Source organism: Corynebacterium sp. HMSC064H12, assembly GCF_001809925.1.
Lineage (GTDB): Bacteria > Actinomycetota > Actinomycetes > Mycobacteriales > Mycobacteriaceae > Corynebacterium > Corynebacterium jeikeium_D.
Genome location: NZ_KV799321.1, coordinates 1 through 14,112 on the forward strand (window position 1 = coordinate 1; position 14,112 = coordinate 14,112).

Below are 14,112 nucleotides of genomic sequence, written 5' to 3' on the forward strand. Positions count from 1 at the left end.
CCGGAAAAGACACACTTTTCTTTACTTAACCCGCCCTAGACAACAGCGGCGCCACCTTTATGGCCCAAAGCCCCAACACCAGGACCAAAAATGCAGCAAGCTCCCAAAGAACAAGGCCGAGCAGGTGCCCGTCGTAAAGCAAAGAAGGCACGAAAAAGCCCCAGCGAGGAAAACCTCGCCGGGGCGATTTCTCAAAGGGACGTGTAAGCCCTTAGCGGTCTAGCTTAGTTGCCAGCCAGCTTCTCGCGCAGAGCAGCGAGCTGCTCGTCGGAAGCCAGGGTGCCGCCTGCATTGTCTGCAGCCGGTGCGGCCGGAGCAGCCGGAGCTGCCTCGCCGGACTCGGAGGAGTAGTTCGAAGCGGTCTCTGCAGCCTCGGCAGCTGCAGCGCGGTGACGCTCGATCTGGGCAGCGTGCAGCTGGTGGTGACGCTCTGCCTCTGCGTAGCGAGCCTCCCACTCTGCGCGCTGGGTCTCGAAGCCCTCCATCCACTCGTTGGTCTCCGGGTCGAAGCCCTCCGGGAAGATGTAGTTGCCCTGCTCGTCGTAGGAGTCGCCCATGCCGTACTTGGTCGGGTCGAACTCTTCGGTGAAGTCCTCGTCAGCCTGCTTGAGGGACAGGGAGATACGACGACGCTCGAGGTCGATGTCGATGACCTTGACCATGACCTGCTCGTCGACGGAGACAATCTGGTCCGGAACGTCGATGTGGCGGGAAGCCAGCTCGGAGATGTGAACCAGGCCCTCGATGCCCTCCTCGACGCGGACGAACGCACCGAACGGAACCAGCTTGGTGACCTTGCCCGGAACAATCTGGCCGATTGCGTGAGTGCGGGCGAAGACGCGCCACGGATCTTCCTGAGTAGCCTTCAGGGACAGGGAAACGCGCTCGCGGTTCAGGTCGACCTCGAGAACCTCGACGGTGACCTCGTCGCCAACCTGGACAACCTCGGACGGGTGGTCGATGTGCTTCCAGGACAGCTCGGAAACGTGAACCAGGCCGTCAACACCGCCGAGATCGACGAATGCGCCGAAGTTGACGATGGAGGAAACGACACCCTTGCGGACCTGGCCCTTCTGCAGCTGGTGCAGGAACTCAGAGCGGACCTCAGACTGGGTCTGCTCGAGCCATGCACGGCGGGACAGAACGACGTTGTTGCGGTTCTTGTCGAGCTCGATGATCTTGGCCTCGATCTCCTGGCCGATGTACGGCTGGAGGTCGCGGACACGACGCATCTCGACGAGGGAAGCCGGCAGGAAGCCGCGCAGGCCGATGTCGAGGATCAGGCCGCCCTTGACGACCTCGATGACGGTACCGGTAACCGGTTCGTCGTTCTCCTTGAGCTGCTCGATGGTGCCCCAAGCACGCTCGTACTGAGCGCGCTTCTTGGACAGGATGAGGCGGCCTTCCTTGTCTTCCTTGGTCAGGACCAGCGCGTCGATCTCATCGCCAACTTCGACCACTTCGTCAGGGTCGACATCGTGCTTGATGGACAGTTCGCGGGAAGGAATGACACCTTCAGTCTTGTAGCCGATGTCGAGAAGAACCTCGTCGCGGTCAACCTTAACGACGGTGCCTTCAACGATGTCACCATCGTTGAAGTACTTCATCGTCGAGTCGACAGCGGCCAGGAAATCCTCAGCGGTGCCAATGTCGTTGATGGCAACCTGAGGGACGTTAGAAGTGGACATATAAGATGTGCTCCGAAGCGGATAGAAATCGAAAAACGGACAATTTCGGCCTTGCCCCTCAAAGAAACCCCTGGACAACCGGGCCAAATCCGCTTTCGGCGAATCTCACCATTGGCAATTAGTTAACCCGATGTCCATGAAGCTCGAGGCTGCAAAGTCGGCACGCTAATGCATACCTAGCGAACAATACCGATTTGAGCTGCGACATTCAAGTCCGCAACACATCCGCGGCAAGCCCGCATCAAGTCCGCCGACCAGCACTACGGCCCGACCTTCGCACCACTAATGCGCAGCAGTATCCCAGTTCACACCAGCACCGATGGAAACATCCAACGGCACCAGCAATTCAGCCGCCGAGTCCATCTCGCGATGCAACAGCTCCTTGATGGCTCCCTCTTCCCCATCTGCAACTTCAACAACCAGTTCGTCATGAACCTGCAGGAGGACACGTGAGCGCAACCCGCCCCGTCGTAAAGCATCGTCGACCCGGAGCATCGCAATCTTAATAATGTCTGCCGCCGACCCCTGAATCGGCGAGTTCAATGCCGCACGTTCCGCGTTATCGCGAGCGATGCGGTTGTCGGCGTTGAGTTCCGGCAGGTAGCGACGACGATCGAACATCGTGGCCGTAAAGCCGTCCTTGCGCGCCCGCTCAACAACCTTGTGCAGGTAATCGCGCACGCCGCCGAAGCGCTCGAAGTAGTCCTCCATGAGCTTCTTCGCCTCGCGCTGCGGAATGTCGAGCTGCTGCGCCAGACCAAAAGCACTCAGACCATAAGCCAGACCGTAACTCATCGCCTTCACACGACGACGCAGCTCGGGCGTAACCTCATCGATGCCGACACCGAAAACCTTCGAACCAACGTAGTTGTGCAGGTCCTCGCCCTGTCGGTAGGCCTCAATCAGCCCCGGATCCTGCGACAGGTGCGCCATCACGCGCATCTCAATCTGCGAGTAGTCCGCGGTGATCAGCTGCTCATAGCCATCGCCGACCACGAACGCCTCACGAATCCGTCGCCCGAACTCCGTGCGCACCGGGATGTTCTGCAGATTCGGCTCCGTCGACGACAGACGCCCCGTCGCCGCGACCGTCTGATTAAAAGTCGTATGAATACGGCCATCATCAGCGACAGCCTTAATCAGCCCCTCCACGGTCGACTTCATCTTCTGCGACTCGCGAAACTTCAGCAGGTAATCCAGGAACGGATGCGGGTTGACCTTCGCCAGCCCCTCAATCTCCTTCGCCGCCGTGGAATAGCCAGTCTTCGTCTTCTTTGTCCTGGGCATCCCCAGCTGGTCAAACAGGACCTCTTGCAACTGCTTCGGCGATCCGAGATTCAACTCAGGCTTATCGACGAGGTTGCGAGCCTCACTCTCCGCTTCATCGGTAGCCGCCTGCGCCTGCTTTCGGAGCTCCTCGAGCGCATCAACATCGACAGCGATACCGGCACGCTCCATCCGACCCAGCACTGGGGCGAGCGGGACTTCCAGGTCGGCGTACACGCTGTAGAGCCCGGCCTCGTCGAGTTCGACAGCCAATCGCTCAGCCAGGTCGATGACGGCGGCGACATAGGAAGCGTCTTCGGCCGGGCCATCGAGCAGGGTCATTTGGCCATCGGCCTGCGAAAGAGTCTGGCCCAGGTGACGCTGGACGACGTTGTCCAAGCTGTAGCTGCGCTGGCTTGGGCGCAGCAGATACGCAGCCAGGAAGGTGTCGTGGATGACCCCGGCCAGCTCGAAGTCGTAGTTCCAGAGTGCATGCATGGCCGTTTTAGAGTCATGCACCAGCTTCGGATGGTCGCCAGCGAGCCACTCGCGCAGTGCGTCGGCATCTTCGGCGGAAAGATCACCCAAGTCGAGAGAAACAGCCTGGCCGGAGGTCTTGCCCTTCTCATCTGCGGAGCCAATCATCAGGGTGTGCTCCCCGACCTGCAACGCGGCCGGCTCGTGCAGATTATCGAGCCAGGCAGCCAGGGCGCCGTCGTCAAGCGAAACAGCCTCGAGCTTTGTCGCACTGTCGCTGGTGGAGGCGGTGACGCCCGCGCCTTCGATGGAAAGGGTGCGGAACACGCGCTCGCGAAGGTTGTCGCCGAATTCGAGGCGGTCGAAGAAGTCGATGATTCCCTGGGCGTCGGCGGGACGGAGCTCGAGCTCGTTCGGACCGTATGGCAAGGGCAGGTCCTTGACCATTTCGGTGATGTCGCGGTTCAGCTGGACGTTTGCGACGCGCTCGCGGAAGTTATCGCCGACTTTGCCGCGGATTTCGTCAGCGTGGTCGATGAGGTTTGCCAGCGTGCCGTACTGAACGATCCACTTCGTCGCGGTCTTCTCGCCGACCCCCGGAATGCCCGGGAGGTTGTCGGAGGGGTCGCCGCGGAGAGCAGCGAAGTCCGGGTACTGAGTCGGCGTCAGACCGTACTTCTTCTCGATAGCAGCAGGCGTGAAGCGATGCAGCGTGGTGACGCCGCGCATTGGATAAAGCACCGTGGTGGTGTCGTTGACCAACTGGAACGAGTCACGGTCACCGGTGACGATGAGCGTTTCGAAGCCCTCAGGCTTGGCTTGGGTAGCCAAAGTCGCGATAATGTCGTCGGCCTCATAGTTGTCCTTTTCCAGCGTGACGATGCCCATCTCTTTCAGCACCTGCTGAATAAGCGGCACCTGACCACGGAATTCCTCAGGAGTCTTCTCACGCTGAGCCTTATACTCCGGGAAGATCTCGTTGCGGAAGGTCTCGCGGGCGACATCGAAGGCGACCGCCACGTGCGTGGGCTTTTCCTCGCTGAGGATATTGGACAGCATAGAAAGGAAGCCGTACACCGCGTTCGTTGTCTGACCACCGGTGGTTGAGAAATTATCCACCGGAAGGGCAAAGAACGCGCGGAAGGCCATGGAATGACCGTCGATAAGCATGAGGGTCTTCTTCATGACATCCCAGTGTAGGAAAATATTGAACAGCGTAGGAAAACTGAGATGCGCGTTGAGGAATCGCGAGCTGCGGAGGATGAGCTGTTGGCCGGTCAGCTTCAGTGAACAATAATTACGGTAATCAGGCTGCATTTTGAAACGGGTTCAACAGCCCTTAGCCCACCTGAACAGTGATTCGCAAGAGTGAGCCTCCCGAGCGTCGTTTGGCACTTGGTTTCAGTTTCCGAAATACTGTAATCCAACTTTAATATTCGCCTTATTTTCCTGGAGTTTTTCCATATTTTCCAGCGATCGTTCAACAACATGCGCGGAACCTGCCCCAAATGAGGCACCTAGAAATTACCCCCTCTTTGAGGTGGCCGCGAAAACATATCACCACGTCCTGCGCATGCCTCTGAAATCAATTGGCGTAGTTACGCTTTCATGGCTTTAGACTCTTCAGCATGAGTGAGTTCGATTCGACCGATTTCCAACGGAGCGCCCAGTCCACCCGCGAGCGCATCATCGCGGCTGCAGCTCGGCACTTCGCGCGCAAGCCTTTGCGAAGCGTGCCGCTGAAGGAAATTGCCAGCGATGCGGGCGTTAGCGCGCCGCTCATCATCAAGTACTTCGGCTCCAAAGAAGGTCTCATGGCCGAACTGATTGACTTCAGCCAGTTCAAAGGCACACTCAGCCGAGCTCCCTTCAATGAACTTGGCCAGCGGATGGCCAGCGCTATTTTGACTGGTCAAGGAATGGCCGGACAGTCCATGATTCCACTGATTGTCGGATCCCTCGACTCCGAGGAAACCGCAAAAGTCATTGCCGAGCGGTTCAATGAAGCTGTTGCAGATGACCTAATTCGCCGCGTCGAAGCGGACGGACCGGAAGACGTTAGCTACGACACTGCTGTGCACCGCAGCCAGATGGCTATTTCCCTCTGCGTCGGATACCTAGTTCTTTCCGACACCGGCCTAATCGATGAGGCCAACGCGCCGAGGATTTCGGTTGAGGCCCTGGGCAGCTGCCTGCAGCAAATCATCGAACACGGCTAAGAACCGAGCACGGCTAAGAAAGCAGCTCCACTGCCCACCGCCTACTGCCCCCCCCCACTGCCACCGACTACTCCTGCGTAACTCACTGAATCAGCAGCGCCACCCCAGGCGCTGCTTTTTTGTTTTGTGTCTTTAATCGCACCCCGAAGCTACTAATACACACACGGAAATACGCTTCTTCTCAGGTGGAAGACATACAATGGCCTGCGATGTCTACTGAAAATACGAGCGCTCCTGGCGCAGAGTCGACCACGCTGCCGACCACGAGCCCCTACTCTGAAATCCCGAAGCCGACCCCGCTGGGTGTCATCGCCAACGCAGTTCGCGGTGGCCTCATTGGTCTCGCCGAGACGATTCCGGGGGTCTCCGGCGGCACCCTTGCGCTGATCACGGGCATCTACGGACGCCTGATTGAATCGGCAAAGCGCATCACCGACCTGCCGCGGGCAACTTCGAAGGGCACCTTCAAGGAGGACCTTCGCAGAATCGACTGGTGGCTGCTCATCCCGGTGGCTATCGGCATGGTTGCCGTGGTCTTCTCCATGGCAGGCATCATGGAGAACTTCGTCACCAACCAACCAGTCGCTTCCCGAGCACTGTTCATGGGCATGATCACCGCCTCGATCACCATGCCGCTGAACGAGCTACAGCCAGGCGCTCTGCGTCAGCCGGGCATGCGCGGCAAGGCCATCGCAGTCTTCCTGTTCTTCAGCATCGCCCTGTTCGCGCTGACCTCCCTCCCCCAGGCCGCACCGACGCAGCCGCCTCTCTGGCTCGTACTCATCGCCGCCTCGATTGCCGTGTGCGCACTGGTTCTGCCGGGCGTTTCGGGCTCTTTCTTCCTGCTGGTCATCGGACTCTACGCACCGACCATGGGCGCAATTCACGACCGTGACTTCGCCTACATCGGCACGTTCTTCGTCGGCGCGCTGATTGGCATCGTCCTGTTCATCCGCCTCCTCGAATGGCTGCTGAGTACGCACCAGGCGCTCACGTTGGTCGCCATGTCCGGCCTCATGCTCGGTTCACTGCGCGCTCTCTGGCCGTGGCAGACCGAAAACAACGAGCTCCAGGGCATCGGCTCCGACTGGGGACTCGCCCTCGGACTGTTCATTCTCGGCGCCGCAATCGTCAGCGTCGTCGCTTATGCGCAGCGCCGTTTTTCTAATTCGGGGTCGATGGACTAAACTAGTCAAAGTCGCTTCGATAGAGCATTTTCGCTTATCGACGGCTTTGCGCCCCTGTAGCCCAATTGGCAGAGGCAACGGATTCAAAACCCGTCCAGTGTGAGTTCGAGTCTCACCGGGGGCACGATTTTAAAACCCGCCTTCACCTGACTTTTAGCCTGGTGGGGGCGGGTTTTTGGTTGCCCGCGTATTCATTATCTTTCACTCTTTTTCACGCACTTTCACGTACTTTCACGGGTATTTTGCACCAAAAATGAGCCAAAAAAGAGCCACGTATTGCCTGCTGAATCCTGCGTTAACTCCTGGGTGAATCTGTTTTTGGGCATAAGAAAACCCCGCCACTACCGATTGAGTGAACGGGGCAGTGCCATGGCGGGGACTCGCACCCCGCGAATGTGGCTACTCCATGGCTTTTGAGTCCGATGATTTCAACAGGCGAGCATACGCTCTGAAAACTTCTTCATCGCCATCGGAGTACTCGGAAATCCCGCTCAACAAAGCTTGCCGCTGCTCTTCTGTGATGGAGACTCGAAACTCAGCGATGTCTTCTGCAAGATAGGTGGCTGCGTCTGGGTAGCGGCGCAGTGGCGCAGTTACTTCTGATTTGCCGCCGCGGTCGCCGATGCGGGCGCGGTTGTTAAACGGCACGAATTGTACCGCGCCGAAGTTGTGCTGCAGACACTCGCTCAACTGCCCGGTCACGCATTAAAACTGCCAAGACGGTTTCCGCTTCACCAGCAGCCGTTCAGTGTGCAGCAAATGCATTCTGGTGAAGCGGAAGCCGTCCTTCTGCAGCATGCATCCAACTGGACTCTGGCCAATTGGCGTCATCAACAAACGAAGCCCGCTGCTACAGGTTATCCACCGCGTACTGAGCTTCCTCCGGAGTAAACTGCTCACCGTATTCCGACGTCAGCTGCTCGTAAACCGCATCCGGGGACATTGCCATCGAATCCTGGTAGATTCTCGCCTTTTCCAGTGCGTTCTTATTCCAGTCCGCTTCAAGGTTATCCATTGCATACTGGGCTGCCTCCGATGAGAATTTCTCGCCATACTCCGAGGTCAGCTGATCATAAATACCGGCCTTCGACATGTGCATGCGATTCGCGTAAATCTCTGCCTTGCGGAGAGCATTCTTGTATTCAGTCGAGACCTTCTCATCCTGCTTTTGCTGCTCCCCCGTCTGACCCTGCTGCTCATCTGCACCTGCCTCGGGTGCCTCAGCGAAATCGGCATTCTCAACAGTCCCAGAATCAGCCACAACGGCAGTCTCCGAGCCAAAGAGAGACGCAGCTTCAGAATCGGAACCCGCGTCAGTGTCACCGCCACCAGTCAAGCTGGCCGCCACAGCTAGGACCACGACAGCGCCCGCGGCGATACCACCCCATTTGAAGCAGCCACCCTTCTTCTTTTCTTTCGGAGCCGGAGGCACCTGCCCCGCTGCCGACGGACCCTGCGGGTAGGACTGCTGGCCGAGCGGATCCTGCGGGTTGTGCTGGTAGTACTGCCGCCCCAGCGAAGCCTGCGGATCCTGGGATATATACGGATTCTGGGAGCCATACGGGTTCTGTGGGCTCTGCGGGTTCTGGGGGAAAGTGGAATCGGACATCGTAAAAAGCCTCCTGCGTAGAAGTTGCAATAAACGAACAGCTCTCTGTCGTCAGTTGGAACTATCCCAGGAACCCCGGATTCAACTTTCCTCACTACACAAATATTTTCGATTCGCGAACCATAAGGCACCACTGAAGGTAAGAAAAAACCAGGCCTCTACCCCATAGAACAGGGCTTGGAACTGGTTAATCTCTTTAAAACTAACCTTCAACCCTGGCCAGCGCTTGCTCAATATCGGCAAATAATATCGCCAACATTTTCCAAACCAATAGAAGGCCAAAAGCGGCCAAGGGGTGGAGCCCCCTCCAACGACAGCCGCCCATATGGAACCCGACAGCACATAGACACCCCACCGAAGGCACTTCCTAACAAAGATGCTTCCGAGCAAGCCCCGGTGCACACCTTCATCACAAACGACGCAGCTGAGTAGCCCTTAACACAAACGATGCCATGGCAGGACTCGTCGAACTCGGCAAAAGCCGGGGTTCCGGCATCACGCCCGCGGCCGCCAGCCCCACGACACTTCCCAAATCCCCGCTCCCCCAACCGCAAAGATTTTATTCTCCACCCCACTGTCCATATAATGAGATACCAATCCCGTATAGCAAGACTGGTTTAGTTTTTACGCACACCACTACGTATCACCTGCCAAGCTTTGCTCCCGGCTTTACGCACTGCCCACCAGCAGCTCACGCCGCGGTCGAGTTTTCTCAAAGTACAAAGTACTCAGTACTCAACACGTTTTGGACTGTCATCATGCCTGCTGCGAATTCCCCCTCTAGCTCCTCCGCCCACACTGCGAACGCGAACTCCGCTAAGACGCCACTTCACGCAGTACCGGAGGACACCGCCCCCACAGATCCGTCGACCATCACCGATGCGGAAATCTTTGAGGCACACCGAGGCGGCAAGCTCCGCTCCCACTCCACCATGAAGCTCGAGACAATTCGCGACCTCTCCATCGGCTACACCCCAGGTGTCGCTCGCGTCTGTGAGGCCATCCACGAAGATCCGGCTCTGGCCCGCACCTACACCTGGACCGGCCAGAACGTCGCAGTGGTTTCCGACGGCACCGCCGTGCTTGGCCTTGGCGACATCGGGCCCAAGGCCGCGCTACCGGTGATGGAAGGAAAAGCCCAGCTCTTCGAGCAGTTCGCCGGCATCTCCGCTGTGCCAATCGTCCTGGATACCCTCAATACAGAGGAAATCATCCAGACGGTCAAGGCGCTGGCGCCGTCGTTTGGCGGAGTGAACCTCGAAGACATCTCCGCGCCTCGCTGCTTCGAGATCGAGCAGCGTCTCGACCAAGAGCTCGACATCCCCATCTTCCACGACGACCAGCACGGCACCGCCATCGTCATCGCCGCCGGCCTGATCAACGCCTGCAAGCTGACAGGTCGCAGCTTCCAGGATCTCCGCGTGGTCATCTCCGGCGCTGGTGCCGCTGGTGTCGCTGCGACGAAGATGCTGCTGTCCGCTGGCGTGTCCGACATCGTCGTCGTCGATTCGCGCGGCATCATCCACCCGGACCGCGAGCCACTGAGCGACATCAAGCAGTGGGTCGCCGGCATGACTAACCCACGCGGTATCACCGGCTCGATCAACGATGCGCTTGTCGACGCTAACGTGTTCATCGGCGTCTCTGCCGGCCGTATCGGCGAGGATGCGATTAGCCAAATGGCCGCTGACCCGATTCTGTTCTCGCTGGCCAACCCGATTCCGGAGATTCCGATGGAAGTCGCCCGCAAGTACGGAGCCGTCGTGGCCACTGGCCGCTCGGATCATCCGAACCAGATTAATAATGTGCTGGCCTTCCCGGGTCTGTTCCGTGGCGCACTGGAGGCGGGTGCCAAACGGATCACCGAGGCCATGAAGCTGGCTGCTACTCAGGCCATTGCAAATGTTGGCGTAGAAGACCTGAGTGCCGACCGCATTATCCCGTCGGCGCTGGATTCGCGCGTCATGCCGGCCGTGGCGAAGGCTGTCCGCGATGCTGCGCTGAGCGACCCGGCCTCCGGCGCGGTCGGCCCGCTCGACGTCACTGGCAATGGCTTTGCTGCAGCTGAAGCGAACTAGAAAACCGGCGCTGACTATTCCCCGGGAAGTCTGAAAAGTGTGCGGTTTTCCTGCACCAGCCTAAGACGCAGCTGAATAGGGGTACCGAATTTAAGGTATTCCTGTGCCTAGGTAACATATTCAGATATGAAAAGACCCATCGCATTGGCGGCTGCCACGCTGACTGCGACCTTGTTCTTAGGGCTTACAGGCTGCGTCACCAATGACGAAAGCGGTAACCCCGAGGGCTGGTCAGAGATCAAACCGGCAGCGGTCCCCGAACTGGCGAAACAGGTCCCAGCAGATCTTCGTAAGCGCGAAGTATTGCGCATCGGCACCAACCCAACATTCGCCCCGGCAGAGTTTAAGGATTCCGCCGGTTCCATCATCGGATTCGACATTGACCTCATGCGGGCCATGGCCAGCGTCCTGGATCTGCGGCTGGAAATCCAAGAACAGGATTTCGCACTGATTCTGCCGGCCCTGTCGGCCGGCGCAGTTGATGTTGGTGCCTCCGGCTTCACCTCAAACGAGGAGCGCCGCAAGACCTACGACTTCGTCGACTACCTGGATACCGGCCTGCAGTGGGCACGTCGCCCGGGCAGCGACGCCAGCTCCGACAACTACTGTGGCAAAACTGTCGCTGTTCAGCGCAATACCGTCGCTGACATGGAGGACCTGCCGGTAAAGAATCAGGATTGTCTGGATCGCGGTTTGCCACCAATTAACAAATTGGCCTACCAGGATGCTGGTACCGCAGCTACCACCGTGGTGCTGGGGCGTGCTGACGCGCTGGCAGCTGACTCACCAGTCAGTGCCTACGCGGTCAATCGTTCTGAGGGCAAACTCGAACTTGCCGGAGATATCTACGATGGTGCCCCGTTCGGCTTCGCTATTCCGAAGGATTCAGAACTCGGCCCAGTACTCCAGCAGGCGCTGCAGTACCTCATCGACAACGGCCAGTACAAGCAAATCCTGACCACATGGGGTTTGGAAGACGGTGCTTTGGAACGCGCCACTATTAACGGAGAGGAACTTTAAGTGAGCGACTCATCTGCGTCTGGCGCCCGCTACGAGGCCACACAGGCGGAACTCAACGAAGAAATTAAGGCCAAACCGCTGCCGCACCCGGGTCGCTGGATCACCGCAGCAGTGCTGCTTGTGCTCTTCCTGTGGTTCATCATCGGTGCCGCCCGCAACGAGGCCTACCACTGGGATGTTTACTTCCAGTACCTGTTCGACACACGAATCGCCGCTGCCGCTGGCTGGACCATTGCACTAACGGTCCTGGCCATGCTCATCGGTATCGTCGGCGGTGCCATCGTCGCCGTACTCCGAATGTCGGACAACCCCGTGCTGTCCACTGTTGCTTGGTTCTACCTGTGGGTTTTCCGAGGAACTCCGGTCTACGTGCAGCTGGTCTTTTGGGGCCTCCTCGGCACTATCTACTCGACGATTGACCTGGGCGTTGCCGAGGTTGATCTCAGCACTGTCCTGTCCAATACCTTTGTGTTAGCGTTCGTCGGTCTCGGCTTGAATGAGTCCGCATACATGGCTGAAATTGTCCGTGCCGGCATCCAGGCTGTCCCGGAGGGCCAGACCGAAGCATCGAAGGCACTGGGTATGAGCTGGTGGCAGACTGTCCGCCGCACCATCTTGCCACAGGCTATGCGCATCATCATCCCGCCGACGGGCAACGAGTTCATCTCCCTGCTGAAGACCACTTCGCTGGTCATCGCAGTGCCGTTCTCGCTGGAACTCTACGGCCGCTCCACGGACATCGCCAATGCGCTGTTCCTGCCGGTGCCGATGCTGCTTGTCGCCGCCACCTGGTACTTGGTCATCACATCAATTCTGATGGTCGGACAGTTCTACCTTGAGCGCTACTTCGCCCGCGGCGCTACCCGTCAGCTCACCGCCCGCCAGCTGGCCGCGCTTGCCGACGCCGAAGGTGTGCCGCTTGCAAATGCTCGCGTTGTCGATAAGGACGAAGAGCACTTCTACCGAGAGGATCCGCAGTAAATGACTACCAAAGATTTGATGGTTGAGGCGCAAAAGGTTCGGAAGAACTTCGGCCGTCTCGAGGTCCTCAAGGGCATCGACCTGGAAGTTCCACGCGGTACGGTTACCTGCCTCATTGGGCCTTCGGGCTCCGGTAAGTCCACACTGCTGCGCTGCATCAACCACCTGGAGAAGGTCAATGCCGGCCGTCTCTACGTCGACGGTTCCCTGATTGGCTACCGCGAAAAGAACGGCAGCCTCTACGAAATTTCCGCCGCAGAAGCTGCCCGTCAGCGTCGCGATATCGGCATGGTGTTCCAGAACTTCAACCTGTTCCCGCACCGCACGGTGCTGGGAAATATCACCGAGGCACCAGTGCTGGTAAAGGGCGTCTCTCAGGAGCAGGCTGAAAAGCGTGCCATGGAGCTGCTGGAGACTGTTGGTCTGGCTCACAAGGCCGATGCCTACCCTGTTCAGCTCTCGGGCGGTCAGCAGCAGCGTGTTGCCATTGCTCGAGCCCTGGCCATGGAGCCGAAGCTAATGCTCTTCGATGAGCCGACTTCCGCTCTTGACCCCGAGCTCGTCGGTGAGGTTCTCAACGTCATGCGTGGTCTGGCCGATAAGGGCATGACCATGGTCGTCGTGACGCACGAGATGGGCTTTGCCCGCGAAGTCGCCGACCAGGTCGTGTTTATGGCTGACGGCGTGGTCGTGGAGAAAGGCACCCCGGATGAGGTGCTGGGTAATCCGCAGCACGAGCGCACCCGCAACTTCCTGTCTTCGCTGTTGAAGTAACAGCAAGCCTAAGCGCCAAAAGTTGCGGAGATTCCGCGAAACATAGTGACTGCCGCGCCGGTAGTCGCCAGAATGACCGCGAGCTTTCGGGCTTGCACAATGGGCACTCGTCGGGAAACGCGAGTGCCCAAAAATATACCCACAATCATGGCAACCAAACACAGCGGCCAGAGGATAACCGGTGTGGTGGCGAAGACAGATACGTCACCGCTGATTTCCTTGAACAGCAAGGACAACGCGCCGGAAACAAAGAAGAGCGGTTGCAGGGTGGCTGCAAATGTCTGCGCTGGCCAACGGGAAGCCTGTGCGTAAACGGTAATGGCTGGGCCCGCAATGCCGGCCAGGGTATTCATAAAACCGCCGGCCACGCCTGAGGCAACGGCGTATTGTGGGCCGTCGACACGCATGCGCTGAGGCATAAAGGATGTCACTAGCAGCGCGAGTAGCACGAGCCCGCCGACCAGAACCTGGAGTGGCCCGCTGGGCGTGTTGTGAACCACCCAGGCGCCTGGCAGCGCACCTAAGGCCATCACCGGGCCAATCAGCCAGAACTTCTTCCAATCGACGTTCTCTCGCACCGAGATGGTCTGCATGATCGCATTGACCGATGCGAGCACGTTAATAATCAAAATTCCTGCTACGGGACCTGCAACCAGTGAGAGGACCGGACCTCCCAACAGTCCGAGTCCCATACCGGCTATTCGCTGCATCAGAGCCCCGATGAAAATCGTTGCCACGATAAAGACAAAAGCCCACACTGATAACTCCATAGGAGGGAGTTTACAGCGTGGGCTTTTTGGCTTTTCGACGGGC

At 58.5% G+C, this 14,112-nt stretch carries 11 protein-coding genes and 1 tRNA gene; 7 read left to right on the forward strand and 5 right to left on the reverse strand.

Annotation, left to right across the window (positions count from 1 at the left end; translation table 11 throughout):
* Positions 1 to 224: 224 nt before the first annotated feature.
* On the reverse strand, positions 225 to 1,688 hold the full coding sequence (gene rpsA, locus HMPREF2681_RS00005; protein ID WP_005510285.1) for a 30S ribosomal protein S1: 1,464 nt from the start codon (positions 1,686 to 1,688) through the stop codon (positions 225 to 227).
* Positions 1,689 to 1,970: 282 nt separating this feature from the next.
* A complete protein-coding gene (gene polA / locus HMPREF2681_RS00010; protein WP_069359791.1) occupies positions 1,971 to 4,601 on the reverse strand; it encodes a DNA polymerase I in 2,631 nt (876 codons plus the stop codon).
* A gap of 458 nt (positions 4,602 to 5,059) precedes the next feature.
* On the opposite strand from polA, the gene HMPREF2681_RS00015 reads away from it, so the two are divergent.
* From HMPREF2681_RS00015 to HMPREF2681_RS00025, 3 genes are all read left to right on the forward strand, one after another.
* The gene (locus HMPREF2681_RS00015; protein WP_049190009.1) at positions 5,060 to 5,650 is read left to right on the forward strand and encodes a TetR/AcrR family transcriptional regulator; all 591 of its coding nucleotides are present in this window, start codon (positions 5,060 to 5,062) and stop codon (positions 5,648 to 5,650) included.
* 209 nt (positions 5,651 to 5,859) lie between these two features.
* Complete coding sequence (locus HMPREF2681_RS00020; RefSeq protein WP_070545570.1) at positions 5,860 to 6,837, forward strand: DUF368 domain-containing protein; 978 nt, start codon at positions 5,860 to 5,862, stop codon at positions 6,835 to 6,837.
* Positions 6,838 to 6,887: 50 nt separating this feature from the next.
* Positions 6,888 to 6,961, forward strand: a tRNA-Leu gene (locus tag HMPREF2681_RS00025).
* A gap of 275 nt (positions 6,962 to 7,236) precedes the next feature.
* Here HMPREF2681_RS00025 and HMPREF2681_RS00030 read toward each other — a convergent pair.
* Together HMPREF2681_RS00030 and HMPREF2681_RS00035 are read right to left on the reverse strand one after the other, a co-directional pair.
* Positions 7,237 to 7,539 carry a hypothetical protein gene (locus HMPREF2681_RS00030; RefSeq protein WP_070438995.1) on the reverse strand — a complete coding sequence of 101 codons (303 nt, stop codon included), beginning with the start codon at positions 7,537 to 7,539 and terminating at the stop codon, positions 7,237 to 7,239.
* Positions 7,540 to 7,687: 148 nt separating this feature from the next.
* Positions 7,688 to 8,446 carry an Ltp family lipoprotein gene (locus HMPREF2681_RS00035; protein WP_083301566.1) on the reverse strand — a complete coding sequence of 253 codons (759 nt, stop codon included), beginning with the start codon at positions 8,444 to 8,446 and terminating at the stop codon, positions 7,688 to 7,690.
* A 758-nt stretch (positions 8,447 to 9,204) separates the two neighbouring features.
* Here HMPREF2681_RS00035 and HMPREF2681_RS00040 point away from each other — a divergent pair.
* The 4 genes from HMPREF2681_RS00040 (at position 9,205) to ehuA (ending at position 13,299) form a co-directional block, all read left to right on the forward strand.
* Positions 9,205 to 10,524, forward strand: a complete 1,320-nt coding sequence (locus HMPREF2681_RS00040) for an NAD(P)-dependent malic enzyme (protein ID WP_016422929.1) — start codon at positions 9,205 to 9,207, stop codon at positions 10,522 to 10,524.
* Positions 10,525 to 10,650: 126 nt separating this feature from the next.
* Positions 10,651 to 11,544: an ABC transporter substrate-binding protein gene (locus HMPREF2681_RS00045; protein ID WP_016422930.1), complete on the forward strand. Its 894-nt coding sequence runs from the start codon at positions 10,651 to 10,653 to the stop codon at positions 11,542 to 11,544.
* Positions 11,545 to 11,607: 63 nt separating this feature from the next.
* Positions 11,608 to 12,525, forward strand: a complete 918-nt coding sequence (locus HMPREF2681_RS00050; RefSeq protein WP_369707174.1) for an amino acid ABC transporter permease — start codon at positions 11,608 to 11,610, stop codon at positions 12,523 to 12,525.
* A complete protein-coding gene (gene ehuA / locus HMPREF2681_RS00055; RefSeq protein WP_016422932.1) occupies positions 12,526 to 13,299 on the forward strand; it encodes an ectoine/hydroxyectoine ABC transporter ATP-binding protein EhuA in 774 nt (257 codons plus the stop codon).
* Between the two features lie 8 nt (positions 13,300 to 13,307).
* On the opposite strand, the gene HMPREF2681_RS00060 is transcribed toward ehuA, so the two are convergent.
* On the reverse strand, positions 13,308 to 14,069 hold the full coding sequence (locus HMPREF2681_RS00060; RefSeq protein WP_042388756.1) for a sulfite exporter TauE/SafE family protein: 762 nt from the start codon (positions 14,067 to 14,069) through the stop codon (positions 13,308 to 13,310).
* Positions 14,070 to 14,112 lie beyond the last annotated feature (43 nt).

What these genes read in the sequence shown, in the direction of transcription:
- HMPREF2681_RS00015 (WP_049190009.1), top strand. Translation starts at nt 5,060, where the DNA reads ATGAGTGAGTTCGATTCGACCGATTTCCAACGGAGCGCCCAGTCCACC.
- HMPREF2681_RS00060 (WP_042388756.1), bottom strand. Translation starts at nt 14,069, where the DNA reads ATGGAGTTATCAGTGTGGGCTTTTGTCTTTATCGTGGCAACGATTTTC.
- ehuA (WP_016422932.1), top strand. Translation starts at nt 12,526, where the DNA reads ATGACTACCAAAGATTTGATGGTTGAGGCGCAAAAGGTTCGGAAGAAC.
- HMPREF2681_RS00020 (WP_070545570.1), top strand. Translation starts at nt 5,860, where the DNA reads ATGTCTACTGAAAATACGAGCGCTCCTGGCGCAGAGTCGACCACGCTG.
- HMPREF2681_RS00040 (WP_016422929.1), top strand. Translation starts at nt 9,205, where the DNA reads ATGCCTGCTGCGAATTCCCCCTCTAGCTCCTCCGCCCACACTGCGAAC.
- HMPREF2681_RS00045 (WP_016422930.1), top strand. Translation starts at nt 10,651, where the DNA reads ATGAAAAGACCCATCGCATTGGCGGCTGCCACGCTGACTGCGACCTTG.
- polA (WP_069359791.1), bottom strand. Translation starts at nt 4,601, where the DNA reads ATGCTTATCGACGGTCATTCCATGGCCTTCCGCGCGTTCTTTGCCCTT.
- HMPREF2681_RS00035 (WP_083301566.1), bottom strand. Translation starts at nt 8,446, where the DNA reads ATGTCCGATTCCACTTTCCCCCAGAACCCGCAGAGCCCACAGAACCCG.
- rpsA (WP_005510285.1), bottom strand. Translation starts at nt 1,688, where the DNA reads ATGTCCACTTCTAACGTCCCTCAGGTTGCCATCAACGACATTGGCACC.